This is a genomic window from Paraliobacillus ryukyuensis (assembly GCF_003315295.1).
GTDB lineage: Bacteria > Bacillota > Bacilli > Bacillales > Amphibacillaceae > Paraliobacillus > Paraliobacillus ryukyuensis.
In genome coordinates this window covers 32,431-58,210 of record NZ_QNRI01000013.1, presented here as the reverse complement: position 1 = coordinate 58,210, position 25,780 = coordinate 32,431, and the positions used below count along the sequence as shown (strand labels likewise).

The following is a 25,780-nucleotide window of genomic DNA, read 5'->3' as shown; positions in this document are numbered from 1 at the left end:
TTGTACATATATAAATATTAAGTTTGAAGCAAAACAGAGTAGATAGATAGCAAACGCCTCAAAAACGTCGATAAATCTAAATAAAGAATATTTCATAAACTACCCCTTAAAGTTTTCTTGACAAGCCCTCCAATAAGAAAACCATTACCTTTAAAAAGAGTGTTGTTCCTTGTTTCATAAAAAGTACCTCATTTATTTATAATCAAGTTAATCTTAATACATTTTATATCGTTTTGCAATAAAATATTACTGATTAACATTAATTTATTTTTCCTGTTGTTGTACCAAACCCTTTTTAAAAGCAAAAAAAAGACCACTTTTTTAAAAGTGATCCAAATTTATTTTTAATTCAACTAAACTGTCTCGTTCGTTTAAGAACAATTTTTCAATGTCTACCATCATTTTAACATAATTTTCTATTTGTGTTTTTAAGCAAAATAGTCCACCAACATTTATGTGAACTATCTAAGTTGAATTATATCTTTTAAATCAAACAGTTTGTCAGTAATCCTCAAAGCCGAGCTATATGAAACTGCTTAAACCTTGTTTTAATAATTCAAAAGGAATGCCCGCTGCATCATTAGCATCAGTCACATCATCGGCTGCTTGTTTGACTTCTTCTTTTGTATTGCCCATCGCTATTCGGTGTTTTTTTTCACTCATCTTCTTGATAAGAATGGAGGCACAGTATAAATCTAGCTAGCGGTTCAGCCAATCTGGTATTAATGCTTCAAAGTATGTGCCGATTTTTCGAATTTCCCTCATAATGCGCGTTACTCCGATTTCGCTTTGATACCAATTGTCTTTTGTGATACCGTAACGATCGACAACAGGCGAAACATAAAAGGCCGTTTCTTTTGGAAACTCGTGTTGATAGCTGAGTAACGCTCGGCGCGCATGGCCCGCTTTACAGACAAGAATCGCACGCATAACAGCTATTCCCTCGTGCTCAAGTACATCGAAAGAAAAACGGCCATTTTCCAATGTATTCTGCGCCTGGTCTTCTTGCAAAATAGCTGTATCGGGGACGTCATGTTCAATCGCAATATCCTTGAGATATTCCCACTCGGTCCAGTTGAGGTGATCTTGATAGCCACCGGATGGGAGAATATATGGTGCATATCCTTGGTGGTACAATGCAGCTGCATGCTCCATCAATGGTGGGTGGTCTGCGCCAGGGACTAAGATTACATCAGCTGGGTAGACTTCTGTTTCGACAAAAATAAACTCGGTAATACAATCGAAAGGATAGGTCATGGTATCACTCCTTTAGCTTGAATGATCTCTTGTACTATTGCCTTACTTATCAAATAACCCCTCCACACCAAAATACGTAGCTAATGGTTGCTTTCTACCGGCTTCATGCCAATTATGATATGCATCAAAAATTTGTTTGATATCATGATTCGCCCGGTCTTCGACTAAATATTTCACAGCCAGATAACTACGCCAATAATCAAACATAATACTTGCTAAGCTGCCTTGATAGGTGATCAAGCCAAAGGACTTTAAAGAATGCCCCCCATGTTCTTCTTTGAAGTCCTCAACTAACTGCTGTTCTATGCGTGTGATTTCATCCAAGTCTGCTTCATTTAACAGCATTTTTCTTGGCAAATAAAAACACACGCCCTCCTCAAACCAAATACCGTCATTTCGTTCATCATCAAAGTCATCGACGAATAAATCAGAGTGGTGCGCCAGTTCATGAGCCAACACGATAAACAGGTGTTCAACGGAATAATGTTCATAGAAATGTTGTATGTGAGGCAAATCTTTACCTTCTAGTTGCCTGACAAAAAGCGCTCGCCAGCTTGCTAGATCCGGTGACATATAGATTAGATCTTTATTCGTAAATGCAGGTATTGGTACAGTTGAAAACGTACTGGTTGCTAGTTCATGAGACGTCCACACCACGCCTTTTGGTAAATCATGCAGAGCGTATTCCTGTTCAAGCATTTCTTGATATTGTTGCAACCGTTCATGGAAGAATTGCATAATCGCTTGGTATTCCTTATAATCTGCCATTTTTTCAAAAGCGTAGATGTGTTTCATAAACGAGCCCTCTTTTCCTCGAGTTAGATCAATACCAGCCTTCCATCCACCCATACTTCACAAAAATATGATAAAGCTCATCAAATCCTACGTCCAGAATTTCTGAGAAAAGTTCTGCTTTCGACCCGCCGATACAGACAAACTCATGCTGTCGATTTTCTCTTGCTTCTACAATCGCATTTTTCGTGGATGCTGGCACCACACCCCTACGTCAATCAGTCTTCCGCCTACATCGACAAAAATAAGTTTTTTCATATATGGCTCTTTCTATTGTTGATTGATTTACTATTTTTTCTATACAAAATCACTCCCCCATTATACATCAAGTAATTTCCTGAATAAAAGGTTGAGCGATAACAAAAGTAATTATGTTATAGTAAATATATAATGTAATTTTATTGGAAGTGGTCAGTAATGCTACAAATAAAACCAACGCCAAATTATGCGGGCGTAACGATAACCGGAGACTTCGAAGATTTTGATCAATTGTATGAATCCCTGCACATGATTGTGGGGACAGAAGATGAGCACTCCAACTATTTCGATACACGCATACGGGTGCTAGGTCTTTGCTATGATCTCAGACATGCTAACATGGGGCATCGCGACTATACTTTTAAGGATCATGGCTTAGATGCAGACACGATGAAATGGATGGGGGTTGTTGGTCCAAAGCAAAATCTCTACTTATCCTTTAACACGTATCTCCCAGAATTATTATTTATCACCATGGCATTAAACGATTTTATTGATATGTATCTAATGAACAAAACAACCCATCGATTCTGGGACAAAAACGTTACGACCGTCCGTGCTTTTCAAGCAACGTTTATGGCTTCACTGAGTGAAGTCTTAAAACCGCAAACATTTAAAATGATGCAAAACAATATGAGCCAGAAATATGGACCTAACTTTAGCAATTATTTCACCGCTTATATTGATCAACTAAATGTCCGTTTTTTGAAGTGGGATGCGGACAAACGCTATAACAACATATATATTATTGCAAAACGAATCGCGGAACAGGGCAAGCCTTATCAAAAAGTCGTGGAGCAAATTATGGAAGTAGCTAGAGAAGAAGATTCATGTGTTAGACTATCGATAATGAAAAAAGAGGGACATGGGTATTTAAGCAACCCTACCAACAAGATCTAGCGGCCAATGCAGCTAACGAGCATGATGATCTAAACATTGAGCACACACAATATCTTTCCCGTTGTGTGCACAAGATTGGGTGGTGCGCGAAAATGCTGTAACGATAACGGATGCGCAATTAGAAAATGTGCTTTAAGGGACGTAACAGTTTAGAAACAGGTTGCTCGAGCTTCTCGTTCAAGCAGATAATCCAACTGAACAAAAGGATAAACTGGTTCTTGTGATTAATAGCTTATTGTCGTTGGAAGAGACGCTGATCGAGCTAAACCATAATCATTTCATTACCCGCCATAAATAGTCTGTATAGTGGATAAGGAGTCAATTTTCATGAAACAATTTACAATTAGTCAAGAACATATTTCCACCTATCCTAATCCAATCATCTTGAAAAAGGGTGAAGAAGTTTACTATGGAAAAGAAGATACAGAGTTTCCTAATTGGATTTTCTGTAAGTCGATTAGCACAAGGAAAAGTGGTTGGGTACCTAAACAAATTTTATCTACCCCAAACAACTCCGGAATTGCCAAAGTAACCAAAGATTACTCCGCGCATGAATTGACTGTTAATCAAGGACAGACCGTATTCGGAATCGAAAATTTAAATGAGTGGACATATTGCAAAACCCAAAATGGCGAATTCGGTTGGATTCCTAGCTACTGTTTATCTAGTACATAGCAATCAAAGGGTGTTGTTTGGTATGTACTACTATCTCTGTTAAACTGGGGCATTGCAACCAAAGCATTGCTAAAACAACAACGGTATCTCCAATAATTCGACATACATTTTTTCATCATTTAAAAAGGTCGTCCATTCATCTACAAAACTTGATTTACCTTGTTTCACTTTAAATTTTGATAATTCGACGTTCACTTTTATTCCACGCTACCTGTTTTTATATTGTCTTGCCTTCACGCACCCGTGTCGTATCCGCCTGTGTTCTTTATTGGAGTTGAGAACGTTCGACGTGTTGAGGGTGCAGCATATGGGTTCCTTACCATGTTACTTATCCTTTTGCATTAACTTCTTTTGTAGTCGCAACAAAGCCAAAACCATCTTTATAGGCAATTCAATTAAATACGAATGATATCCTTTCGTACATTCTATCAATCAACAGCTACTACTTTATTGGATGTAGCTGTTTCTTATTATGGCTGGGAAATAATTTACCGTTATGCTATTGGATTTCTGACAACTTATAAGCATCAGGATTATTCTTTTCTTGATTGTGAACTTTTTGGTCTGTTGCAGGAAATGGAACCAATAAAGGTGGTTGACTAGATATTTTGTAGCCCCACCTTAGAATCATTTCTTCACTCTACTCATAATAAGGCGGAATTTCTCCTTCTCTCCCTTTGTTAACTAGACTTCTTCGGTTGACTCGATAAGACCACGTAGACATGCCCTTGTCATTTCCTTCTTTCCAACTTTCCACAAGGGTAACCATGTATACTTCATTACTTATCTCTTTTACATCAGTTTCTCTTGTAACTTGATACCCTTCGACATCCCCTTCCCACCTACCAATTTCTTCAGGGAAACGCTCAATCACTGTACCCCGACTATCAGTTACAGATTGGACAGCATCTTGTTTTGTGAATGGTGGTTTGGGAGGAGAAATAATTTGTAAATAGCCCCAGTATATAAAAAGGAAAAATACCGGAATAAGAAAAAACCATTTAATCCTTTTGTTTTTAGTCGTTCGCTTCTCGACCCACTTTTCGATGAGACCATATACGATGGCGGCAAGTATCCCCAAAACAGCCGCTCTTCCTGATTGGAAAAATAGTCCGATCGCTGAGCCGAATGTACCAAGAATCACGATATATAACCAAGTTTGTTGGATAAACCATTTTGATTGCAACCGCTCAACCACAATAGATACTAGATTACCATAAAGGAGAACAATAGCTCCTACATAGATGGCATAAAAAAAGAACCCTCCAATAAATTGATTGCCGTGGTTATAGTCAAATCTAAAATTACCTCTACTTGTATAATTAAAAGCAAACAAGAAAGAAAAAATGGTCGTTACAACTATGGTAGCAGTTAATTTTTGTAAGATGTAGCTTTTGATCAATTTCATCTGTATCCTACTCCTATGAACTAAAAAAGATTAAAATTCGATGTAAAAGGGGTGCATTTTCTGATCTAAACATCATTCAATTCGTTGTCTGAAATTACTTACCGTTACCATTTCCAAAGCTTTCTCTAGCGGATAAAATCCAACTTCTAAGCTTTCAGGCGATGTCGTCAATTTTCCTCCAACTGGTTTAGCTAAAAACAGCATATTGCAGATTGATCTTTGCACATTTTGAAAAATCCCACAGAATGTTAGATCTGCAATCACAGTACCCGACTCCTCTTTCGTTTCCCTGATTGCAGCAGCACGTAAAGACTCCCCTTCTTCCACTTGTCCACCTGGCATTTCCCATCCTCTTTTTGGTCCTTTAATTAACAATAATTCATTATCTTCATTTAATACAATCGTTGCCGCTGAAACAATGTGCTTTGGCGGTATATACATCGTTGTTAGATTTTCTCCCATGTGATCTCTTCTCCCTTTAACTACTAAATTCCTAATACTAGTGTTACAAATATACAGTTTTATAATAACATAATATTCCGATAATTAACCTGTAAACTAGTGCAAAAAAAGCCCGAATCAAAATATACAGGTTTCTGTTAAATAACAGGCTGATTGTTTTGATTAAAGCTTTTAGAAAGAATTATTCCTTGATCAAATTAGAACCAGAGAGTAACCAATCTTAGGCTAGACACACGTTTGTTGTTTCTTTCTGATTTTCTACAACTACTGATACACTAACTGATAAATTTTATAAAAAACGATATAGCATTTCATCAATTCTCTATATTAAAATAGTTTTTTCACAATTAACACTTTACCAAAAGCATAATGATGGTAAAATTGAGAAAAAGACGGAGGAACACATGAAGAATCACAAGTTTGATACGTTTATTAATATCGCGAAAGAACTTAATCAACTATCGATCACTCCTTTACTAATGGGTTCCGTTGGTTTAGAAGTTGTGACAGGGAAGAATTGGGATGCAAAAGATTTAGATATTCATGTGCCTGGTGATCCCCGCGGCTGGGAAATGCCACCTGAGCAGAATATATATCAATGGGAGCGAATTGTGGCGATCATGCAAGGAATGCATTTTCAATTGATCGATTTGCATGAACATGAATTTTCGGAAAAAGAGTTATCTGTAGAGTTTGGCATTATCGATACATTGCCACGTTTCGCAGGGGTCGAGTTAACGGATTTAAACCTACAACAAACAGGGGAGGCAACTTATTATTTACTTACTCCCGAGCAATATTTGCGTGTCTATCAAGCTTCGTCTAAAGATAGTTATCGATCGGATAATAATAATAGTAAGGATTTGAAGAAGATTGCATTTTTGCGGCAGTTACTGACGAGGCTAAGTTGACGGAAGAAAAAAACATCTAGCTCAAATGCCGGCATTTCCTTCTATAAAAAAAGGGGCGTGTTATGGTATGACATTTTGGATGTTAATGGCAGGGTTGTTTGTATTAATATATGTAAAGAAGCCACTCGCTTTTCGTAACGTACTGCATGATTATATTTTTCTTATCACGTATTTGACCGTATGGACACTATATGTGGTTAACACTTCTTTTTATCATGTCATTTCTCAAGACTTGTTATTCATCATTACCACCATGATGGTTTCCCCGTTATTTATTGCATTCTTTCAACAAACGATGACTGAAGGACAATGTCACTGAAATAAGTCATCCTTGTACTTGCAACTATTGTATTAATAGGAGGAAAAAGCATGAACAAAAAACTAAGAAGATCGGCAACTGATCATGCAATCGCTGGTGTTTGCGGTGGGATAGCTGAATATTTTGGGATATCTTCTTTTGGAGTGCGACTTATCTTTATCTTTCTGCCAGTCAATATCATTATCTATATCATTCTTGCGAACACGATGCCTGCTAGCCCGCCGACATTGTAAATGAATATTGGTGAAATCAAGTTTTTGCAACCAATAGTTGCGGGGTGGTTGGTGGTATGCAACCTGTAAAACCAATACAATTACAGCAATCCTATTGAAAAAGGAGCGTTGCATGATGTCGTTAGGTTCTACTATTAGCAAGAAAAGAAAGTCCCTAAAGTTATCACAAGAATATGTAGCTGAACAATTAGGGGTGAGTCGGCAGGCCGTATCGAAATGGGAGAAAAATCAATCCGAACCGTCAACGCTTAATCTTATAAAATTGGCTGACTTATTTGATAGTGATATAGGTGAATTAGTTTCTCCATCGGACAATGCAGAGGAACAAAAAGACGCAAAAACTCAGCTTGACCGAGGTCAAAAAGATATAAAAATGTAGCTACAGCTGTCTTGGGTCGAATCCTTATGCTGGTCAGTTTTTTAGGTTACATGGGCGCCTATTCTGATCCTGTTTCCTATCAACTTCCTAATTGGTATTTACACATTTGGTGGAGTGGGATTTTTTTAATCGGCGTTGGCGTAACATTGGTGGGATCAAGAGATTACTTTGATCGAAAGGATGGTTCGAAAAAAGTTATCTGGCTTGATCTATTGTTCATTTTCTCTTATTTTTCATATGGGCTGTTGCCTTTTGAACAGAGCATCAATACACTCATCACCTTACTTTTTGGGGCGTTCATTTTGATGATCGAGAACATTAAATTCTTTATTCCATTATGGAGGAAACCACGGTCATTTTGAACCTTCAAATCTTATAAAAGGAGTTTTTCTTTGGTTAATAAAGCTTTGATCTTTGGTATTGTCACCACGCTGTTTGCTACCGTCACTATTTTAATCAATCAAGAACAACTTTTACTACTACCATTTACCCAACTTTTTTTGGGTTTCATAATAGCTTATACATTGGTTGCTGGAATGCAGGCTTTTCGCAATAACAGTACAGGAATGGGATTTGTTTTTTCTTTTATTACGCTAGTTTTAATTGGAATTATCGTATGTTATAACTCCATGACGATCAATGGATGGTTGCCTTTAGTTTTCGTTTATCTTACAGTTGGAATTCCAATCGGTTGCATTGCATTCGTTTTGCGCGTGAAAAAATAGTCGCAATGCCGTGAAGCATAACACATAATGAGGATGTTTGTGTTAGAGAAAGGTATTGAATTCTTGTTTAATCGTGAGAAATACAAAGATCTGAAAATGTTTTTACAAGTGATTATTTATTTCCCTGTGCTTGTCATTGTTCCCATGATCCTTCCACATAGGCAAGTTCAGATTATCTGCTTCGTTCTGTTTATATGGGTTTTTGTTCATACATCGATAAAGATTTCTTTGTATGACAAGAAAAAGCTGAAGCCGCCAAGAAAATCAAATTGGGCGTTGCTTATCGTTTCGGCCCTATGTGCACTTAGTAGTCCATTTGGATTTTTTATCACAGAGGGATTTTTGTCTTAGGAGGAGAAAGTATGCAACATCGTACGGTTGGTATCGTATTTTTACTAATAGCTGTCCTGTTGTTAACTGGTTGCCAAGCAGCAAGTGCAACGAAGGAAGAGCTCTTTACTTTTCAAAATTCGTACATTGGCGATAACAGTTCGGTTGGAAACCTGCTACAGTACTTACGGAACAGCGAACAACTAGAGCATTTTGAATTGCAGACCACGGAAGAACCTTATGGCATGGAGCTACATTATGCAGCGATAACAGGAGATCAAATCGAAGAAACAGCTATTTTCAATGCAACTTTCATTTTTGCTTTGGTTCAAAATGCAGAATGGGTTACGTTTCATTTTGATGCGCAAACATATCAACTGACCAGAGACGATCTCCAAGAAAGGTATGGTAAAGATTTGCGTTCCTTCTCTAGTGAAGATGCGGTGAAGGAGGCAATCGAAAAGCTTCTAGAAAATCATCGTGAAGTAGAAGCATTATTGCAGGACTAGTGGTTTTTTTCAAGACTTACTTCGTTACGTTGCGTAATATGAGTAGTATGGATACCTATTGCTAAAACAACTAATTATGTTATGTTAAAAATAACGGTTGAGTGGATGAGATAACTTTTCTTCTATATTTAAGAAGCCACATCTTAACGGTTCCAACAAGGGGGGCTGAAATTGAGTGAAGCAGAGAAAAAGAAGTATTTTTATTGGAGCACTGGTTACGTAGCGACTTTATTTATAATGATGGCGCAATTAAGGTATATGCTAGTGTTAGATGATCAAGTTGGTTTATTTCTTGTCATCATTGGTATGCTATGCTTTACTAGTTTTTTTAGATATGCAGAATCACAATTGTTTCCGAACAAATCAAAAACGTTGCAGATAATGAAACGTATTTTTATTGGAAGTGTCATCGTTATTGCCGTTATTGGTTTTTTCCTGCTATGATTTCATGGTAAAAAAGCCTACTAACATGGTAGGTGCGTTTTCGTTTATACATATTCAATTCATCGGTAGAGAAGGAGTACATGATGACAGAACAAGAGAAAGAACGATATTTTTATTGGATCGTTGGACAGCTAGGTTTGTTGATTCTAATGATTTCACAATTAAATAATATTGCAAAGATAACTGATAATCTTGGATTTTTTCTTGCTTTGATCAGTATTTTTTGTTTTTCTAGTTTTATTAGGTATGTAGAATCACAATTGTTTCCAGACAAAACAAAAGGTTTGCAGATAATGAAACGTATTTTTGTTGGAAGTGTCATCGTTAGTGCCGTTATATTCTTTAGCCTAAATTAAAGATGCGTGGCAATGTCATTTGTTTATGACATCAATCTTGTGTGCTGACTACCGCATTATCCGTGTTCCATCCATATAGCTTGAAGACAGTTTTCAAAGCTTTACTTGCTGCCATTCCCAGCTCCTCTATCCGTCAGTAATCAGACAAAATATATCTCGCCCATCACGAAAAAAATTACCACATATATCGATTATTGCTTGATTCCCAGAAAGAGTCCAATCTTTTCCCATAGTTTCTGAATATCAGTCCAGTGACTACAACAGCAATGACGCCTTCTAGTTGAAAAAACTATTCTATTTCATAGGCCCAATAAAATAATCCAATAGACAGGCCTATCTCGACTAAATACTGGTCGATGCGTCGAGCGATTCAGGAAGCTAACAATCCAAATACTGCACCGATGGCCTCCCCACCTGCAACCGCCCAAAGAATAATATACTTAAAAATACATTTAATACCATATATTGATTTAAGATTAATAGAATGGTATATTACTTACATAACATGGAAACGGGAGTCACTAGCACGGATAATATCCCCATCATAATAAGCACTTGTTATTATTTTAGTGGCTGTAAGCAACAAAATATTTTGTTTTCTTGCCCCCTTTGAGGCAAGTAACACGATGTATCCTCGAATCGAACAAGTATAGTAATCTAATGCACTGACACTTGAGGTACATGATTTTTTATATATTATTTTATATTTGCTTGCAATCATTATTGTAAACCTTATTATTCTTAGTTTCATGAGATGAAAATGGATCAAAATGGGGGTTTAGGATTTGGAAACAGGAGCAAATCAGTGTACACATAGGCGATTTGTTCCATTTACTTCTGTTGTTAAAACATTTGGGTGGAACTTTGATAAACGATTGTCTTCATTATCAAAAACTGTAATTCTTAAGGATTAAATTTTTTGTTAACTAAGCATTAAAGAACTGAGGTTGTTTTATTTGTTCAATTGATATAAAAGCCCTTTAAATAGTTTCTTGGCGTACATCCAATGTCTCTTCTTTATTTCAGACAGAAAGAAAAGCTGTTTTATACATTTTCTCACTTTCACTTTTGACAAGCGTTTCAAAGGCTTTTTCGTTTAAAGTCTTCTTTAATGAACCACATAATGTCCTCCTTATTAAATATAATTTTTTACAATTATGTACTTTAATCCTAGCGAAATTATGGTAAAATTAAGAAAAGATGATGGTCGCAATGAATAATCAACTTTTTTATAAGCTTTCAGAATTATGGAATCGCTTTCGCAAGATAGAGATTCCACCGTTACTAAACACCGGATATTAGAAAGGGGGTGTATATGAAAGATAAGGTTGAATTATTATTCAATCGAATCAATTTCGTAATTTACTGTTTGATTAAAAAACACGAATGATATTTCAGACTAAATGTAGCACATCTACTCCGTTAATCAAGCAAATGAATACGCTTTCAAAAACAGGACCTCGGGACTACAAGACGTGGGTCAGTTAGATGCTGTCACACGATGTGACGTTATTAGTCTAACATTCCTTCACCAACAAAAGTGGCTCTTCGGTTGAAGCGTTTCCTTCAGGATATGGAATGCTTCGGCAGCGAATCATCGCACGAAGAAAATCGCTTTTTATTTTTGAGGAGTCTCACCCATTTGCTTCCTTCCCTTATTTGTAAAGAAAACAGTTAAAAGAAATATCAATATAAAGTTCGTGTTTTTCGGGGATGCAATTATGAAATTGATACAATCGTGAAAAAAATTGAGAACTAAAGGTTTTTTTGAACGTCGTAATTGTTGTTCCTCTACTGGTACTTGTACCATTCTTATCTAGCTATCCTTTTACCCGTTTCTATTTTGATGGTCTGTAAGTTCTTTTGGTACAACAGAAAAAAGATAGTCAGACGAGCAGATCAGATTGGATGCTTCTTGGCATTTTCCTATTAGTCACCACTGTGATAGGAATAACTTTCTATAGCTGGTACATGTGATAAAGAGGATTGTTTCATAACATTAGCATAAGAGGAGCCTTTCCAACCTCCATCTGATGGATACGCTGGGCGAGAGAAAGTATGGGTACGACCCGAGGAGACACCCGTGACCTGTGTGGAAATTCCTACGTACGGTTATACATTTATTTTTCAAAGACATCTAGTTTGAAATTTAGGAGGATGTCCCACCATCTATAAAATATTTTGTTAGATACTATCTATATTCAACCATTTAGGTGCATCAACTATGTGGTGGTGATGAAATTGTTAGTATAAACGGGTACTTGAAAGAAAATTAAACTTTATTGAAGGAGTGGTTAAAATGAAAATGAACACTACAATTAAAGTTGTCATTCTTACGCTAACGATGTTGGCTTTTACGTTGGGAACGTATGCCCAAGATTCACTAGCAAAAGGTGAAGTCTATCATTCATTCGATAGTCATGATGAGCAAAACTGGCAAATTTCCGATGGTTGGAAGAATGGCGATTCTTTCTTCGGATGTAACTGGAGTGAAAACAGGGTTAATTTTAATCAAGGTAAAATGGAATTATCCCTTCGTACAAATTATTCCTATCCTGCACCGTATAACTATGAGTGTGGGGAATATGCGACGAGTTCTTTCTATGGGTATGGTCTGTATGAAGTATCTATGAAACCAGCAAATGTATCGGGAGTGATTTCTTCTTTTTTCACGTACACAGGTCCTTCCTTTAATGCACCTTGGGATGAGATTGATATTGAATTTCTAGGAAATGACACAACAAAGGTTCAATTTAATTATTACACGAATGGTGTGGGCGGAAATGAAATAATCTACGATTTAGGATTTAATGCGGCAAATAGTTTTAATACGTATGCGTTTGATTGGCAAAAGGACTATATTAGCTGGTATGTGAATGGAAAATTGGTAGCTACAGCAACAAATAACATTCCGAGCAACCCGAGTAAGATTATGATGAATATGTGGAATACGTACGGTATTGATGAATGGGCAGGAGCGTATCAAGGAGAAGATGCTAATGCCTCCTATGATTGGGCTCGATATACACCAAATAATGGGGAAGTCCCTCCTTCCGTTGCTCCTGATTTTCAATTGAAAGCGTGTGATTTTACGGATTCAAGTGGCATAACCTCATGGGATTGTGGCGTGGGATCTTTTAATCCTGGTAATTGGATTAAATTTGATAGTGTTGATCTATCTACAGGTTATAATGCATTTGCTGTCAGTTATGCTTCTCCAGTGAGTGGTAGTTTTGACATTAGAATAGGAAATCCAAACGGTCAAACAATTGGAACTGTAAACTATGGTCCAACTGGTGATTGGTCGACCAACCAGTGGGGAGGCACTCCTTCATTGGATATAACCACAAGGGGAAGACAGGATATATTCATCGTATCTACCAGTGGATCTGCCAATCTAAGGGAATTCTGGTTCAAAAATGAATAGCCTAGCGTATAACCCAGTTGCTAAATACGCAGTATAAAACAGTAGAGGTTGTCCAAGAGGTTAATATGCTCTTAGGCAACCTCTTTTAAGATAAAAAATGGAAGACATCATCAGTGCTATTTTTGATATAGATGTACATTCATTTTCAACAGCATAGGATTGTGTTAATATAATGTCAATGATACCGCATTCACCATATAAGAGTCTTAATAATGTAGGGAGAAGAGTAATGTGAAGCCTAAAATTTCAGATGTTGCTAAGGTTGCAGGGGTTTCCCCAACTACTGTTTCTAGAGTCTTAAATAACCGAGGGTATATAGGAGAAGAAACACGTAAAAAAGTAAACGATGCTATGAAGGAATTAAATTATTATCCAAATGATATTGCGCGATCTTTATATATTAAGAAGACATTTCTAATTGGAGTAATATTTCCTACTACAGGTAATCCTTTTTATGGACAACTCATATTCCACTTGGAAAATTATGCGAATTCTCTAGGGTATAAAGTATTGTTGTGTAATAGTCAAGGTCGAGAAGATAAAGAGAAAAGCTACTTGCACATGTTACAAAGAAATCAAGTAGATGGCATTATAGCAGGCGCTCATAATAGAGGTATTGAAGAGTATGACATTCCTAATTTGCCAGTAGTTGGTTTTGATCGGTATTTATCTAAGAATACCCCCGTTATATCAAGTGATAATTATGAAGGCGGAAAACAAGCCACTCAATTATTATTGGATAAGGGATGTTCCAAAATCATTCACATAAACGGTCCAATTGACCTAGAAACACCAGCAAATCTAAGAAGAACAGCATATGAGGATGTTCTGCGTGACAATAATATGTTGCCTATTACTTACGAAACAGAATGGGCGAATGAAGAGGTTATTAGAAGGCTATTTGATGAACACCCTGATTGTGATGGTATATTTGCTAGTGATGATATGATAGCTTCCGTGGTCTTAAGAGAAGCAAAAAAAAGAAAAATTAGCACTCCAAATCAGTTGAAAGTTATTGGTTACGATGGTACTGAAACAATCAGAACGTTATTACCAGAATTAAGTACGGTTGAACAGCCAATTAAAGGGATTGCGGAGAAGGCAGTCGATCTCCTAATCAAGCAAATTGACGGGGCGTGGAATGGTGACCAATTAGAATACACTTTACCTGTAAAATTGATTGATAGTGAAACTACTAGTCTACAAAAAGGAGAAAAATAATTTTTTTTAGCTATTTATGTCAACCGGTTGACATGTGGAACCGGTTGACATATAATTTTATTGAAGGCGGTTACAATATAGTGAAGAGGAGGAAATTAGTAATGAAAAAACTTCTGTTATGCCTAATAATTGCAATGTTGTTTACTGTTATTACTGCGTGTGGCGGGGATGAAGAGGCATCTTCTGATAGTGATGCTGTATCTGTTTGGGTACACACCTCCAAAGAAACACCTGAAGGCAAAGCAATGCAAACCATCATTGACCGTTTTAATAAAAAATATGATGGAGAATATTCTGCCGCAATAGAGTTTATTCCTAGGAGTGGAAGCGGTGGAGGATACGAGGACAAAATTAATGCCGCTTTAACTACTAACACACTACCAGACATCTTAACGCTAGATGGTCCTAATACAGCTGCTTATGCTGATGCTGGAATGATTGCACCCATTGATGAGTATTTAACCAATAAAGACGATTTGTTGCCAAGTATTATCGAACAAGGAACTTATGAAGGAAAAATGTACGCAGTTGGCTATTCCGAATCTGGCGTAGGAATTTTCTATAACAAAAAGATGTTGAAAGAAGCTGGTGTTGATTTAGCTACGTTATCTACCATTGATAACCCTTGGGATTGGAATCAATTCATGGAATTAAATCAAACATTAGTTGATACATTTGATAAACCTGCTATTGACATGGGATTCGATGATCAAAGTGAGTGGTTAATGTATGCATTTTCCCCTTTCTTATGGTCACAAGGTGGGAGCATTGTATCAGAGGATGGTACTTCTGCAAGTGGCGTTTTTAACGATGAAAATGCTGTGAAGGCATTTACTTTCATTCAAAATATGGTAAAAAAAGGTTACGCTACAATTACTCCTGTAGAAAAAGGTTTCCATACTGGAGAATATCCATTGAAGTTCGGTGGATCTTGGACGATTACGGAATTAGAAGAGTATCCAGATATCGAGTACGGAATCATGCCATATCCGACTTCTCCAGATACTGGTGAGTTAGTATCTCCTTCTGGTAGCTGGCAATACGCCATGTCTGCTACAACAGATAAGAAAGAAGCTGCTGGTAAGTTAATCGATTTTCTGGTTTCAACAGAATCATTGACTGAAATTACTTTAGCAAATAGTGTGTTACCAGCTGCATACTCCGTAATCGAAGAAGTTCAAGATAAAGTTTCTCCTGAGCTAAACTTTTTAATTGAACAAAACTCAAAATCTGCACATGCTAGACCGGTATTACCTGCATACCCACAAGTTAGCCGTGTGTTCCAACAAACAGTAAGTGACGCTACTTACTATAAAGAAAATAGTGATATTCAAAAGCTACTTGATAATAAAGTCGAACAAATTAACAAGGCATTGAGCAAATAAAAAGGTTAATCTCGGCTTGGATTATCTCCAAGCCGAAATATTTAAAGGAGTTAATAAAAATGAACACAAATAAACGGGAAAATATAGCGGCATATTCATTTTTAACACCTGCATTTGTTTTATTGGGGCTCTTTTTGATTATACCTTCTATACTCGCAATCTACTATGCGTTTACTGATTATTACCTGTTAACACCAGACAAGAGACAATTTATCGGGATTGGTAACTTTATAGAAATTTTTAAAGATCCTATTTTTCTTCAAAGCTTAAAAAATATTATTATCTTTGTTGTTTTCGTTATTCCCATCCAAGTGGGCACAGCACTAGGATTAGCATTATTAATTAATAAACAGAGAAAAGGAAATATGTTATTCAAAGTTGCCTATTTTTCTCCAGTTGTTTTATCTTTAGTTGTAATTTCGGTGTTATGGTTATATTTATTGAACCCTTCTGAAGGCTTAATCAATACGATCTTAGTTAACATAGGGCTAGACCCACAACCATTTTTAAGCAGTCCGGATCAGGCCATGCTAACCATCGTACTTGTTTCTGCTTGGCAAGGTGCCGGCTATCAGATGCTTATATTCCTAGCAGGATTGCAAAACATTCCTTCGAGTGTTTATGAAGCTGGAAAAATTGACGGTGTAAACAAGTGGCAGAATTTCTTCCACATTACATTACCTTTATTAAAACCTACTTCTATCTTAATAATGATTACAACATTAATATCAGCTTTTAAATTGATAATCCAGCCAATGGTTATGACGCAGGGAGGACCGATGAATTCCACTATCACACCAGTTTACTATATCTACCAAACCGGGTTCTCTGATCGGTTAATTGGATATTCCAGTGCAATGACAGTTGTATTTGGAATTGTGATTGGAATTATTACGTTAATTCAACATAAGGCTACAAAGGAGGATGAAACGCAATGAAGAAACAAGGAAAAACGATTTTAGAGTATACTTTACTAATTATTTTAGCATGTATCTTTATCTTTCCTTTGTTATGGATGATTTTTTCTTCCATGAAACCAGAAGAAGCTATTTATGTAGATATGAGTAGTATCAAGGCCTTGCTTCCATCACTTCATCCTTCTGATTGGCTGGAAACATATAAAACGTTGTTTGCTAGATTTAACGTACCACAATATATCTTAAATAGTATAGTTTATGCAGTAGTCATCACTGTTGGTTCAACCGTTGTGAATGCGATGGCAGGATACGCATTTGCAAAGTTTGAATTTAGAGGAAAAAAATTTTTGTTTGGCCTTTTGCTAATATTACTTATTGTACCGGTCGAGACAATCATTATTACGCAGTTTACTGTAGTCCATACACTAGGAATCCTTAATACGAGATTGGCAGTTGTTTTACCAATGATGGCAAATATGTTTTTTATCTATTTATTTAGGAACTTCTTTATGGCAGTACCAGATGAAATCATCGAGTCAGTAAAATTGGATGGAGCAAATTATTGGACTATCTTTTGGAAGATTATGCTCCCTATGTCTAAACCAGCAGTTGCAACGGTTGGTACTTTATCCTTTATCGCTAGTTGGAATGACTACTTATGGCCGTTAATGGTCTTGACAGATACAGAGAAGTTTCCATTACAAGTAGCTATTACGAATATTAATACGACTCAACCAGTTTATACGAATCAGGTGATGGCCATTCTAACTATCTCAACCATCCCTTTAATTATTGTTTATATTGTTGCACAAAAGTATATACTTCAAGGTCTTGGTGGTTCAGGAACTGGAATTAAATAAAGAATACATCTTAAGGGGGAGAATGCATGTACACATTACAACGAGCGAACAAATATATAGAAGATACGCGTACACAGGTAATCAAGGACTATAGGCATGACTATCATGTGATGGCGCCAGTTGGTTGGATTAATGATCCAAATGGTTTTATCTACTACGAAGGAGAATACCATCTATTTTATCAATATTACCCATATAAGTCTGTTTGGGGACCCATGCATTGGGGACACTCAAAAAGTAAAGATTTAGTCAACTGGGAATCTGCTCCTGTTGCACTTGCTCCAGATCAATGGTATGACAAGGATGGTTGTTTCTCTGGTACAACTATAGAGAAAGATGGAAAAATATATGCGATGTATACAGGCCATATCGAAGGGGAAAAGCCAGAAGATATAAGGCAAGTGCAATGTATCGCGGTTTCTGAGGATGGGAATCATTTCGAAAAAGTGGCTCAAAATCCAGTGCTAGATGAGGATGATTTGCCAGATAACGCCATGCCTCAAGATTTCCGTGATCCGAAAGTTATCCAAAGAGGAGAGATCTATTATTCTCTTATTGCTTCCAAGTTCAAGGATGGCGGAGGGCAAATTCTTCTCTATAAATCATCCGATTTACTAAAATGGGAATATGTTTCCGTTTTATTAAAAGGAGAGAAAGAGGAAGGGTATATGTGGGAATGTCCGGATCTATTCGAACTAGACGGAAAAGACGTTCTAATAATTTCTATTGACGGATTACCAACAGAAGGAAATAAATTTTCTAACACCCATTCGGTTCTCTCAATAATAGGGAAAATGGATTGGGAAAAAGGAATTTTTCATAGAGAAGTATGTGAAGAACTAGATTACGGATTAGATTTCTATGCACCGCAAACTATTATGGATGCTAAACAAAGAAGAGTAATGGTTTCTTGGATGCAGATGTGGGGGAGAAATATACCGACAGATACATTAGAGCATGGTTGGGCAGGTGCTATGACTTTACCTAGAGAATTATCCATTAAAAATAATAGCATGTACCAAAATCCCGTAAACGAGATAAGTTCCTACTTTACTAACCACAAAGTAAAGCATAACATTATTTTAATAGATGAAACTAAAGAATTTGCGGATATTTCCACTGAAGTTGGCGTCCTATCTCTAGAGGTGAACACTCAGGGGAGTAAGCGGTTCGATATAGAAATACGTGGGAATGATGGGGAAAAAACAAGCTTAACCTATGACAATGAATCAGGTAGCTTTATTTTAGATAGAAAGCAAAGCGGTATAAAAATTATTGGAAAAGAACCGGAGGCACTCCAACAACGTTATGTACATGTGAAACCTGTCAATCATATTCTAAAATTAGATATTTATATGGATCGTGCTTCTGTTGAGGTATTTATTAATGAGGGGGAACACACCATGACGTCTACCATTTATCCAACTAAAACAGCGAGAAAAGTTACTTTACGTGCAAAAGGGAAAGTAGAAGTTTTACAAATGGAGCGACATGATATAGAGGTAAAGTCTTGAGAACTGTTTATACAATAGGAGAACATTGATTGATTTTACCCCCCATGAGAGTGGACTTGCGCTGGATCAAATAGTTAACTTCAAAAAGGCTCCAAGGGGGCGCCTTGCCCACTATTGGTATGATTCATAAAAATATATCACCCGTTACTTTAGTACTTGAGAAATATTAAAGTATATTGGGACAGTTGCTAATGCTGGGGCCGCTATGGTAACTAATTCCTCCTTGTAGGGCAGAAATAAGAGAGTGTCTTTATACACAGGGCAGACCCTGCCGATAGACAAAGTAATGAATTGTTCAAATAGCCACGGTGAATAGGTTGAAGCAAAGGTTTTGGACTATTTTATTCTCTTTTTCATTACCCTAGCACCACCTATAACAGATCTAGTTAAATATAAGATTATTGCTGACTAATTTAAAACACTTATTGACAAGATATCATTGTAAATGGAAAGGTTAATAAAGGATTCTGTTAGGAAAAAGATAGTATACGACTTTTTAACTAAATATTTCTCGGCTTCCTCTTGCTCTTAGTCAAAGAGGTAGTGAAAAAGGTACTGATAGTCGACTATTAGTACCTTTTTACTGCATCGCTTTCAACGCTTCTCCTATCCGTTTACTATCTGCAAGATCCACGCAAAATGAAGGACTCAATTTCTTAAGTTACGTGTTCGAAAGTATCTATAGGTACTGTTAATGTGAAATTTCATCTTTATGGTATGTCAACACTAAATCGAACAGAGTTTTAAAGGTTGCTTAACTTCCATTCAGTTGGTGTTAAATAATCTAGTGATTCTCAGCTTATTGTGCTTTGGGAGGTTTTTTTCGATATGTAGAGTCGGTCATTTTTCCAACAAAAACAAGACGATTCCGAATAAGCAAAGGTATTTTTATAGCGCTATGTATTGGTATAATAAGCATTGGCTTTATATTAAATAACCCCTCATGAATGATTAGGAGGCGGATCTTGTGATTTCTACTTTATTTCGATTTATTGCTGAAATCCTCCTTCCTGGCGCTTATGATTTCTACATTAACTTCATCTCACCCTTAATCTACTACGCTCGCGCTTACGATATTCCACCTACCAAGGCAGACTGTATGAATGTTATAATGATGGTAAAACTAATATGAATATTCATGTCGAACCTAAGAGGAGGCATCGCATGGAACTGAATGCGCCGCGAATCCAATTTCGTCCGTATACAGATGATGATTTTGATTATCTTTTTTCCATGTTATCTGACCCAAAAATGATGCGGTATATTGGTGATGGACAGACCAAGCACCGCGCGGGGACGATGCAATTTTTAAAGTGGATTTACCATACCTATCACACAGGTACCGATTTGGGACTGATGCTGTTAGAGGAAAAGGAAAGCCACCAGCCAATTGGTCATGCTGGTCTTGTGCCTCAGACCATTGATGGCGTGAACGAAATTGAAATTGGTTATTGGATTTCACGCCCACATTGGGGTATGGGCTATGCGACTGAAGCAGCTAGCGCACTGCTTGATTATGGACGTACCCGTATGGAGAATGAACGATTCATCGCGCTAATTCAGCCTGGTAATGTTGCTTCAAGAAAGGTTGCGAGAAAATTAGGGATGACATTGGATAAAGAGATTGTTTTGAAAAATCAACTCGTGCATGTGTATGTCATTTGATTGGTATCCTGCGGATGAGTGTACAATGAGAAAAGAACTATTTAAGTCGCTTTACATTACATACGACTTAGATAGTTCTTTTCTCACTTTGTCATTTCATTCGATCGCTCTAGCAATAACTGAATGTCAAGCTTGCTACCATATCTATTAATATTGAACAGCTTTCAACGAGTTAATCATTCCATGCTCAAAATAGTAGCCTGTCCCACTTATAGGGTCAGCTGTTTGTTCAATGGCGTTGCGAATGTCATACTTCGTGCGTCCTTGCGCAGCGAGTAATCCAGCAAGCCCCGCCACATGTGGGGATGCCATGGAAGTTCCAGATAGATAAACGTAACCACCTGGGTAAGTGGAAGCAATTTGGTTACCAGGAGCTGTCACATCTACCCAAGTTCCATAGTTGGAGAAACTAGCTTTCTGATTGGAACTATTAACCGCCCCTACTGCGATGACATTGTCATACGATGCGGGTTCAAATGTGGTAGAGACACCATCGTTCCCTGCAGCGGCTACTACCACTGATCCTTTATTCCACGCATAATTTACGGCATCCTCCAATGTTTGGGTATCGCAATTACAACCTAGTGATAGATTAATAACTTCTGCATCAGCATCTGCTGCATAGCGAATGGCATCAGCGATATCATTCAGTGATCCACCGCCTCCAGCATCAAGTGCTCGTACAGCAAGTATTTTCGTTTTTGGTGCCATACCCGCAACGCCTGTACCATTATTTGTCTCGGCAGCTGCTGTTCCAGCCACGTGTGTACCGTGACCATTTAAATCCATTGGATCATTGTCATTGTCTACAAAATCATATCCTTTAATTACTTTGCTATCTAAATCTGGGTGTGTGTAATCTACGCCGGAGTCGATGATGGCGATTTCTTGTGAGCTACTGCCTTGGGTAATGTCCCAAGCAGCTGGTGTATTCGTATTTTGAGGTCCATATTGATATCCAGAGAAGTAAGTATCGTTAGGAGTAAATGTTGCTTCAAAAACAAAATTCGGTTCAGCATAATCTACATTGGGATTATTGTTGAGCTTTTCCACTGCAGACTCTACATCGCTTACTTTTAATACCGTAACATCTGCGTCTACAGGATCATCACCAGTACTTTCATTCTCGATGACTTCTGCGTCTAATTCCTCTAGATCCATCAGGGAGAATTTCTTCCCTTTTTTAAACTTGACTACAACTTCCTCTACATCTTGTTCTTCAGCATCTTGTGTACGATTGATTGTACTGATTTCTTTTAGTTGATCTGCCTTTGTAGCTGCAAACGTTTGACCAGAAAAAGGAACAACAGACAAGGTGACAACAAGTGACAGTGTAGCAAGAATTTTCTTCGTCAATATTTCTCCTCCTTTTTATTGATGAATCTAATGTGAAATTTCTAATACGCTACTAAACTACCTATTTATTTTTTATCCTCTCCCACCCTTCTATGATAAATTTGTTTTACAAGATATAGCTTATACCATCTCTATCCATTAAGGAAGAGCCTTGAAATTGCTAGCTTTCGCTACCGATGCAATGAATTTTAGTAAAAGCGGCCATAGAGGAAAATTTTCTAATTAAGAAGGAGGTTTATTATTTTTGTTTGCTATTTTTTGACGAAATCTTTCATAAATAATTTTCAATATTTTCTAAAAAATATGGTATAATTTAATAAAATATACTATTAATACCTTTTAAATAGTCAGGAGGTGAAGAAAATAAATTATCATAATGCTGCTTTTCAAGGAATGAAAATTAAGCATTATAGAAAGAAGAAAAAAATGACCCAAGCTCAATTATCTGATGGAATTATCAGTGTTTCCTACCTTTCTAAAATTGAGAAGGGTACATGTCAACCATCAAACGAAATACTCAAAAAACTGCAAGAAAAATTAGGGATAAGTAGCTATACCTCAAGTGAAAGGATAGCAGAAAAATGCAAATTATGGTTTATGCAATTATTAAGCGGAGACATGATAAGAGCTACAGATTATTTTCACACGTACATTGACAATAATGATGAAGTTTTTATGGGCCCCTATTTTAATCTAATAGAATTGCATAAAATAAGTTTCTATATACAAAAAAATGAGCTGGACATAGTGAGTAAACAAATCGATTCTCTCAGTAAGAACATAGATAGCTATAATCAAGTAGAAAAATATTATTGGCTAAAATTTTTAGGTGACTATGCTTATAAGCGAATGTATTTTAGCGAAGCGCTTAACTTATATCTAGATGCAGAAACACTAATTGGTAGTTCTTCGTTGATTACCAAGGAGGAAGAAAATGATTTGTATTATGTCGTTTCTTTAGCTGCAAGTAAAGTTGGAAATGTGCATCTAAGCTTAACCTATACACAGAAGGCACTTAACTATTATAAAAATATCTACGCATTTAAACGAATGTCGGAATGCCATATTCTATTGGGTATCGGTTATCGAAGAATCGGAGATCTAGTGAAGTCAGAAGAGAACTACGAAGCTGCTTTAAAATTGGCTCATATTCAAAACGATTCGTATCTAGAGGCATTATGTTATCAGAATTTAGGTAAGTTATCTGAGGATATCAATAATCATGCCTCCGCATTACATTATTACCATAGAAGCTACCAACTTAGTAATCAAACCATAAATAAATTAGTTCCGATTTCAAGCTTAATGAAACTTTATTATAAATTAAGAGATATAGATAATACAAAAAAATGGTTAGATAAAGGACTTAATCTATCTACTTGTATCTCCTCAGAAAAGTCCGTTTATGTCTTAGAATTTCAAGCGTATCACTACCTGCTTCATGAATATAATCAAGAATTCGAGGCATCTGTTGCTAAAACCACACTGCCTTTTTTAGAAAAGCAACAACTAAACAGAGAGTTTTTTGAATTTTCTATTTTATTGGCAAGTTTTTATTTTACCCAACATAAGTATAAATTATCATCAGTGTATTACCAAAAAGCCTTACAAGTGTCACACAAAATCAATTCACTAATTTAAGGAGGTTTCTCAATGAAGAAACGAAATATGTTGACGTGTTTGATTGTATTAGCGGTAATGTTAGTGACAACAGAAAGTTATCAAAATCTCACACCTGTAGATAATGATCATCTCGTATCCCATTTTAACGATAAAGAGCCAGATCCAAAATAATAAATGATTGCCTTGTTAATCATGAATAAGCACGAAAGCAAGATTTTAGAGAGCAGGCATATGAGTGTTGGCTCTCTTTTTATTTCGGTTGGCTATCTTGCGCCTCTGATTCGCGAAGGTTCCAACTCAATGAAATTACCGATTTAACTATACCCTCCCTCCCAAGAAACTTCTCATAAGCTTTGCAAAATCCTAACTCCAAAGTGCCAAATGGTCCGTTTTGATCCTTGAGAATGATGACTTCTATGGTCATTACGCTCTCCGCTGTTTTGTCATAATAATCATCCCGATACAAAAACATGATTAAATCGCGTCTTGCTCGATGTCGCCGGAGCCTCGTAAATCGGACATCAAAGGCCGAACGATATAAGGCAACCATCACCGTTGTAAGGTTATTTCAATTTGGCTTTTTCATTTGTTGTTAAATATATTATAATGAACATTATATGAATAAAGGGGGGAATACATAGATGAAAAATTCAGGTTTAGCTGCAATACTATCATTCTTTATTGCTGGATTAGGTCAAATCTATAATGGACAAATTGGAAAAGGCGTAATATTCATCGTCTGCTATACAATTTCTGCATTTTTAATGATTGTGATCATCGGTTTTATTACCACACCTATCCTATGGATCTGGGGTATGGTAGACGCTTATAAAACAGCGGAAAAAATTAACGCCGCACAGAATCGTGTTGGATAAGTAAACTGATTTAGCTATTATTTTTGTTATACGATCATTATAGAAGCACTGCATACTTGCAGTGCTTCTTTTCATTCATAGTTTTTCTGTCCAACCGAGTCCTACGGTCCATCTCTTCATTATTACCTATCCATTGTTATTTGGCTTCATTTCCATATAATAATTTCTATCTAACGGAAACGTCACTGTCTCCCCATTCCAATCTAAAGTCACTTCCGCTTCGGTATCCTTTGTGACTTTCGCATCGGTTGCACTGGCTTCGGAACTAACCTCGAACGTCCCTTCCTCCGATAAAGTAGCATCACTTCCTTCAAAGTTACCCACACTATCCACACGGTAGGAAAACGCTCCAACTTCATCCATATCGCTCCCTGTATACTGCAACTTCAACGTTTGCGTTGCGTCGTCACCCTCTGTTTGCCTAACTATTAATGTTGCCGACCAATTCTCCGTCCATTTAGAAAATTTAAGCTCTTTCGTGTCTTTTGGTGCACAGCCTACTAACACCACGAATAACAATGCTACTAGGACCAATCGTTTCCAAACCATCGAAGAGTCCTCCTTCGTTATTTTATATGCGCTAAAATTACATTAAAGCATCGTTGCCGCTCATCAAACGATCATTATTATTAGTTTCGAGGTTAGTTGCGAGATTTCCTTTATCACGTAGCACATCATTTTATACAAAAATAATAGCTGTTAAAACTCACACTTTATATGGAATATTGTGTATGATAGCGTAAGAGATAATATAATTCGTTTTACGATAAAGCTATAGAAAAATAGCTAGAATAGGGATGGTTTTGCTGTTAGACATCATTCAAATGGATAGTATTCACGAAGGTACAAATCAAACTTACGTCATATTGAATAGATGTTGTAGTAACAGGCGGATTTAACTGTCTATCCATTAGTAAATCATACGAAAAGAATGCTCGATTCAGAGCGTTTTTCTTTTTAATGATTTTAACGATGCGTG

At 36.7% G+C, this 25,780-nt stretch carries 30 protein-coding genes and 3 pseudogenes; 22 read left to right on the top strand and 11 right to left on the bottom strand.

The annotated features are described in order from the left end of the window. Positions 1-522: 522 nt before the first annotated feature. From DES48_RS14450 to DES48_RS15990, 4 genes are read right to left on the bottom strand one after another with little or no spacing between them, the layout of a single operon-like run. A complete protein-coding gene (locus DES48_RS14450; RefSeq protein WP_113870037.1) occupies positions 523-663 on the bottom strand; it encodes an HAD hydrolase family protein in 141 nt (46 codons plus the stop codon). Between the two features lie 36 nt (positions 664-699). After that, positions 700-1,257, bottom strand: coding sequence for a YdcF family protein (locus tag DES48_RS14445; protein WP_113870036.1), 558 nt, complete (start codon positions 1,255-1,257; stop codon positions 700-702). A 42-nt stretch (positions 1,258-1,299) separates the two neighbouring features. Beyond that, entirely contained in the window at positions 1,300-2,052 is a 753-nt protein-coding gene (locus DES48_RS14440; RefSeq protein ID WP_170126233.1) for a hypothetical protein, read from the bottom strand. Positions 2,053-2,080: 28 nt separating this feature from the next. Continuing rightward, on the bottom strand, positions 2,081-2,251 hold the full coding sequence (locus tag DES48_RS15990) for a hypothetical protein (protein ID WP_170126232.1): 171 nt from the start codon (positions 2,249-2,251) through the stop codon (positions 2,081-2,083). Positions 2,252-2,466: 215 nt separating this feature from the next. Here DES48_RS15990 and DES48_RS14435 point away from each other — a divergent pair, with 215 nt between their 5' ends. Both DES48_RS14435 and DES48_RS14430 read left to right on the top strand, forming a co-directional pair. Continuing rightward, a complete protein-coding gene (locus DES48_RS14435; RefSeq protein WP_113870035.1) occupies positions 2,467-3,207 on the top strand; it encodes a DUF6904 family protein in 741 nt (246 codons plus the stop codon). 327 nt (positions 3,208-3,534) lie between these two features. Continuing rightward, complete coding sequence (locus tag DES48_RS14430; protein ID WP_113870034.1) at positions 3,535-3,882, top strand: SH3 domain-containing protein; 348 nt, start codon at positions 3,535-3,537, stop codon at positions 3,880-3,882. Positions 3,883-3,972: 90 nt separating this feature from the next. On the opposite strand, the pseudogene DES48_RS16295 reads toward DES48_RS14430, so the two are convergent. From DES48_RS16295 to DES48_RS14420, 4 genes and pseudogenes are all read right to left on the bottom strand, one after another. Continuing rightward, positions 3,973-4,077, bottom strand: a pseudogene (locus DES48_RS16295) (DUF6176 family protein); the annotation flags it as partial. A 304-nt stretch (positions 4,078-4,381) separates the two neighbouring features. Then, on the bottom strand, positions 4,382-4,513 hold the full coding sequence (locus DES48_RS16460) for a hypothetical protein (RefSeq protein ID WP_281269251.1): 132 nt from the start codon (positions 4,511-4,513) through the stop codon (positions 4,382-4,384). Between the two features lie 9 nt (positions 4,514-4,522). After that, positions 4,523-5,290, bottom strand: a complete 768-nt coding sequence (locus DES48_RS14425; protein ID WP_113870033.1) for a glycosyltransferase family protein — start codon at positions 5,288-5,290, stop codon at positions 4,523-4,525. Between the two features lie 72 nt (positions 5,291-5,362). Further along, positions 5,363-5,752 carry an NUDIX hydrolase gene (locus DES48_RS14420; protein WP_113870032.1) on the bottom strand — a complete coding sequence of 130 codons (390 nt, stop codon included), beginning with the start codon at positions 5,750-5,752 and terminating at the stop codon, positions 5,363-5,365. 404 nt (positions 5,753-6,156) lie between these two features. Here DES48_RS14420 and DES48_RS14415 point away from each other — a divergent pair, with 404 nt between their 5' ends. From DES48_RS14415 to DES48_RS14330, 17 genes and pseudogenes are all read left to right on the top strand, one after another. Then, positions 6,157-6,663 (top strand): phosphoribosylanthranilate isomerase, encoded by a 507-nt coding sequence (locus DES48_RS14415; protein ID WP_113870031.1) that lies wholly within the window; start codon positions 6,157-6,159, stop codon positions 6,661-6,663. A 67-nt stretch (positions 6,664-6,730) separates the two neighbouring features. Then, positions 6,731-6,982: a hypothetical protein gene (locus DES48_RS14410; protein ID WP_113870030.1), complete on the top strand. Its 252-nt coding sequence runs from the start codon at positions 6,731-6,733 to the stop codon at positions 6,980-6,982. A gap of 50 nt (positions 6,983-7,032) precedes the next feature. Beyond that, complete coding sequence (locus DES48_RS14405) at positions 7,033-7,215, top strand: PspC domain-containing protein (protein WP_113870029.1); 183 nt, start codon at positions 7,033-7,035, stop codon at positions 7,213-7,215. A gap of 112 nt (positions 7,216-7,327) precedes the next feature. Then, complete coding sequence (locus DES48_RS16290; RefSeq protein ID WP_245911479.1) at positions 7,328-7,594, top strand: helix-turn-helix domain-containing protein; 267 nt, start codon at positions 7,328-7,330, stop codon at positions 7,592-7,594. Positions 7,595-7,620: 26 nt separating this feature from the next. Further along, complete coding sequence (locus DES48_RS16285) at positions 7,621-7,956, top strand: hypothetical protein (RefSeq protein ID WP_113870027.1); 336 nt, start codon at positions 7,621-7,623, stop codon at positions 7,954-7,956. Between the two features lie 30 nt (positions 7,957-7,986). Next, entirely contained in the window at positions 7,987-8,319 is a 333-nt protein-coding gene (locus DES48_RS14390) for a hypothetical protein (protein ID WP_113870026.1), read from the top strand. A 362-nt stretch (positions 8,320-8,681) separates the two neighbouring features. Then, the gene (locus DES48_RS14380) at positions 8,682-9,158 is read left to right on the top strand and encodes a DUF4825 domain-containing protein (RefSeq protein ID WP_113870024.1); all 477 of its coding nucleotides are present in this window, start codon (positions 8,682-8,684) and stop codon (positions 9,156-9,158) included. A 171-nt stretch (positions 9,159-9,329) separates the two neighbouring features. Beyond that, positions 9,330-9,602, top strand: coding sequence for a hypothetical protein (locus DES48_RS14375; protein WP_079710312.1), 273 nt, complete (start codon positions 9,330-9,332; stop codon positions 9,600-9,602). An 80-nt stretch (positions 9,603-9,682) separates the two neighbouring features. Continuing rightward, positions 9,683-9,958: a hypothetical protein gene (locus DES48_RS14370; RefSeq protein ID WP_147232419.1), complete on the top strand. Its 276-nt coding sequence runs from the start codon at positions 9,683-9,685 to the stop codon at positions 9,956-9,958. A gap of 2,305 nt (positions 9,959-12,263) precedes the next feature. Next, positions 12,264-12,992 (top strand): annotated as a pseudogene (gene bglS, locus DES48_RS16525) (beta-glucanase); the annotation flags it as partial. A 39-nt stretch (positions 12,993-13,031) separates the two neighbouring features. After that, complete coding sequence (locus DES48_RS16520; RefSeq protein WP_342769956.1) at positions 13,032-13,385, top strand: carbohydrate-binding protein; 354 nt, start codon at positions 13,032-13,034, stop codon at positions 13,383-13,385. 231 nt (positions 13,386-13,616) lie between these two features. After that, complete coding sequence (locus DES48_RS14355; protein WP_113870021.1) at positions 13,617-14,606, top strand: LacI family DNA-binding transcriptional regulator; 990 nt, start codon at positions 13,617-13,619, stop codon at positions 14,604-14,606. 101 nt (positions 14,607-14,707) lie between these two features. Beyond that, positions 14,708-15,991, top strand: coding sequence for an ABC transporter substrate-binding protein (locus tag DES48_RS14350; protein WP_113870020.1), 1,284 nt, complete (start codon positions 14,708-14,710; stop codon positions 15,989-15,991). Positions 15,992-16,050: 59 nt separating this feature from the next. Continuing rightward, positions 16,051-16,929: a carbohydrate ABC transporter permease gene (locus DES48_RS14345; RefSeq protein ID WP_113870019.1), complete on the top strand. Its 879-nt coding sequence runs from the start codon at positions 16,051-16,053 to the stop codon at positions 16,927-16,929. Then, on the top strand, positions 16,926-17,768 hold the full coding sequence (locus tag DES48_RS14340; RefSeq protein ID WP_113870018.1) for a carbohydrate ABC transporter permease: 843 nt from the start codon (positions 16,926-16,928) through the stop codon (positions 17,766-17,768). Before DES48_RS14345 ends, DES48_RS14340 begins: the two co-directional genes overlap by 4 nt. A gap of 26 nt (positions 17,769-17,794) precedes the next feature. Continuing rightward, positions 17,795-19,282 carry a glycoside hydrolase family 32 protein gene (locus DES48_RS14335; protein ID WP_113870017.1) on the top strand — a complete coding sequence of 496 codons (1,488 nt, stop codon included), beginning with the start codon at positions 17,795-17,797 and terminating at the stop codon, positions 19,280-19,282. A 1,164-nt stretch (positions 19,283-20,446) separates the two neighbouring features. Beyond that, on the top strand, positions 20,447-20,947 hold the full coding sequence (locus DES48_RS14330) for a GNAT family N-acetyltransferase (protein ID WP_113870016.1): 501 nt from the start codon (positions 20,447-20,449) through the stop codon (positions 20,945-20,947). Between the two features lie 147 nt (positions 20,948-21,094). Here DES48_RS14330 and DES48_RS14325 read toward each other — a convergent pair whose 3' ends face one another. Beyond that, positions 21,095-22,303: a S8 family peptidase gene (locus DES48_RS14325; protein ID WP_113870015.1), complete on the bottom strand. Its 1,209-nt coding sequence runs from the start codon at positions 22,301-22,303 to the stop codon at positions 21,095-21,097. 354 nt (positions 22,304-22,657) lie between these two features. Here DES48_RS14325 and DES48_RS14320 point away from each other — a divergent pair, with 354 nt between their 5' ends. Both DES48_RS14320 and DES48_RS15985 read left to right on the top strand, forming a co-directional pair. Further along, on the top strand, positions 22,658-23,944 hold the full coding sequence (locus DES48_RS14320; protein ID WP_113870014.1) for a helix-turn-helix domain-containing protein: 1,287 nt from the start codon (positions 22,658-22,660) through the stop codon (positions 23,942-23,944). A gap of 12 nt (positions 23,945-23,956) precedes the next feature. After that, the gene (locus DES48_RS15985) at positions 23,957-24,097 is read left to right on the top strand and encodes a hypothetical protein (protein ID WP_170126231.1); all 141 of its coding nucleotides are present in this window, start codon (positions 23,957-23,959) and stop codon (positions 24,095-24,097) included. Between the two features lie 79 nt (positions 24,098-24,176). On the opposite strand, the pseudogene DES48_RS16105 reads toward DES48_RS15985, so the two are convergent. Next, positions 24,177-24,457, bottom strand: a pseudogene (locus DES48_RS16105) (DnaB-like helicase C-terminal domain-containing protein); the annotation flags it as partial. 110 nt (positions 24,458-24,567) lie between these two features. Here DES48_RS16105 and DES48_RS14310 point away from each other — a divergent pair. Beyond that, positions 24,568-24,801, top strand: a complete 234-nt coding sequence (locus DES48_RS14310; RefSeq protein ID WP_079710301.1) for a hypothetical protein — start codon at positions 24,568-24,570, stop codon at positions 24,799-24,801. Positions 24,802-24,927: 126 nt separating this feature from the next. Here the strand turns inward: DES48_RS14310 and DES48_RS14305 are convergent, their stop codons facing one another. After that, positions 24,928-25,350: a hypothetical protein gene (locus DES48_RS14305; RefSeq protein ID WP_113870013.1), complete on the bottom strand. Its 423-nt coding sequence runs from the start codon at positions 25,348-25,350 to the stop codon at positions 24,928-24,930. Positions 25,351-25,780 lie beyond the last annotated feature (430 nt).

Coding starts and splice junctions, on each gene's coding strand:
- DES48_RS14450 (WP_113870037.1), bottom strand. CDS start 663: ATGAGTGAAAAAAAACACCGAATAGCGATGGGCAATACAAAAGAAGAA.
- DES48_RS14445 (WP_113870036.1), bottom strand. CDS start 1,257: ATGACCTATCCTTTCGATTGTATTACCGAGTTTATTTTTGTCGAAACA.
- DES48_RS14440 (WP_170126233.1), bottom strand. CDS start 2,052: ATGAAACACATCTACGCTTTTGAAAAAATGGCAGATTATAAGGAATAC.
- DES48_RS14435 (WP_113870035.1), top strand. CDS start 2,467: ATGCTACAAATAAAACCAACGCCAAATTATGCGGGCGTAACGATAACC.
- DES48_RS14430 (WP_113870034.1), top strand. CDS start 3,535: ATGAAACAATTTACAATTAGTCAAGAACATATTTCCACCTATCCTAAT.
- DES48_RS16460 (WP_281269251.1), bottom strand. CDS start 4,513: ATGATTCTAAGGTGGGGCTACAAAATATCTAGTCAACCACCTTTATTG.
- DES48_RS14425 (WP_113870033.1), bottom strand. CDS start 5,290: ATGAAATTGATCAAAAGCTACATCTTACAAAAATTAACTGCTACCATA.
- DES48_RS14420 (WP_113870032.1), bottom strand. CDS start 5,752: ATGGGAGAAAATCTAACAACGATGTATATACCGCCAAAGCACATTGTT.
- DES48_RS14415 (WP_113870031.1), top strand. CDS start 6,157: ATGAAGAATCACAAGTTTGATACGTTTATTAATATCGCGAAAGAACTT.
- DES48_RS14410 (WP_113870030.1), top strand. CDS start 6,731: ATGACATTTTGGATGTTAATGGCAGGGTTGTTTGTATTAATATATGTA.
- DES48_RS14405 (WP_113870029.1), top strand. CDS start 7,033: ATGAACAAAAAACTAAGAAGATCGGCAACTGATCATGCAATCGCTGGT.
- DES48_RS16290 (WP_245911479.1), top strand. CDS start 7,328: ATGATGTCGTTAGGTTCTACTATTAGCAAGAAAAGAAAGTCCCTAAAG.
- DES48_RS16285 (WP_113870027.1), top strand. CDS start 7,621: ATGCTGGTCAGTTTTTTAGGTTACATGGGCGCCTATTCTGATCCTGTT.
- DES48_RS14380 (WP_113870024.1), top strand. CDS start 8,682: ATGCAACATCGTACGGTTGGTATCGTATTTTTACTAATAGCTGTCCTG.
- DES48_RS14370 (WP_147232419.1), top strand. CDS start 9,683: ATGATGACAGAACAAGAGAAAGAACGATATTTTTATTGGATCGTTGGA.
- DES48_RS14350 (WP_113870020.1), top strand. CDS start 14,708: ATGAAAAAACTTCTGTTATGCCTAATAATTGCAATGTTGTTTACTGTT.
- DES48_RS14345 (WP_113870019.1), top strand. CDS start 16,051: ATGAACACAAATAAACGGGAAAATATAGCGGCATATTCATTTTTAACA.
- DES48_RS14340 (WP_113870018.1), top strand. CDS start 16,926: ATGAAGAAACAAGGAAAAACGATTTTAGAGTATACTTTACTAATTATT.
- DES48_RS14335 (WP_113870017.1), top strand. CDS start 17,795: ATGTACACATTACAACGAGCGAACAAATATATAGAAGATACGCGTACA.
- DES48_RS14330 (WP_113870016.1), top strand. CDS start 20,447: ATGGAACTGAATGCGCCGCGAATCCAATTTCGTCCGTATACAGATGAT.
- DES48_RS15985 (WP_170126231.1), top strand. CDS start 23,957: ATGAAGAAACGAAATATGTTGACGTGTTTGATTGTATTAGCGGTAATG.
- DES48_RS14310 (WP_079710301.1), top strand. CDS start 24,568: ATGAAAAATTCAGGTTTAGCTGCAATACTATCATTCTTTATTGCTGGA.
- DES48_RS14305 (WP_113870013.1), bottom strand. CDS start 25,350: ATGGTTTGGAAACGATTGGTCCTAGTAGCATTGTTATTCGTGGTGTTA.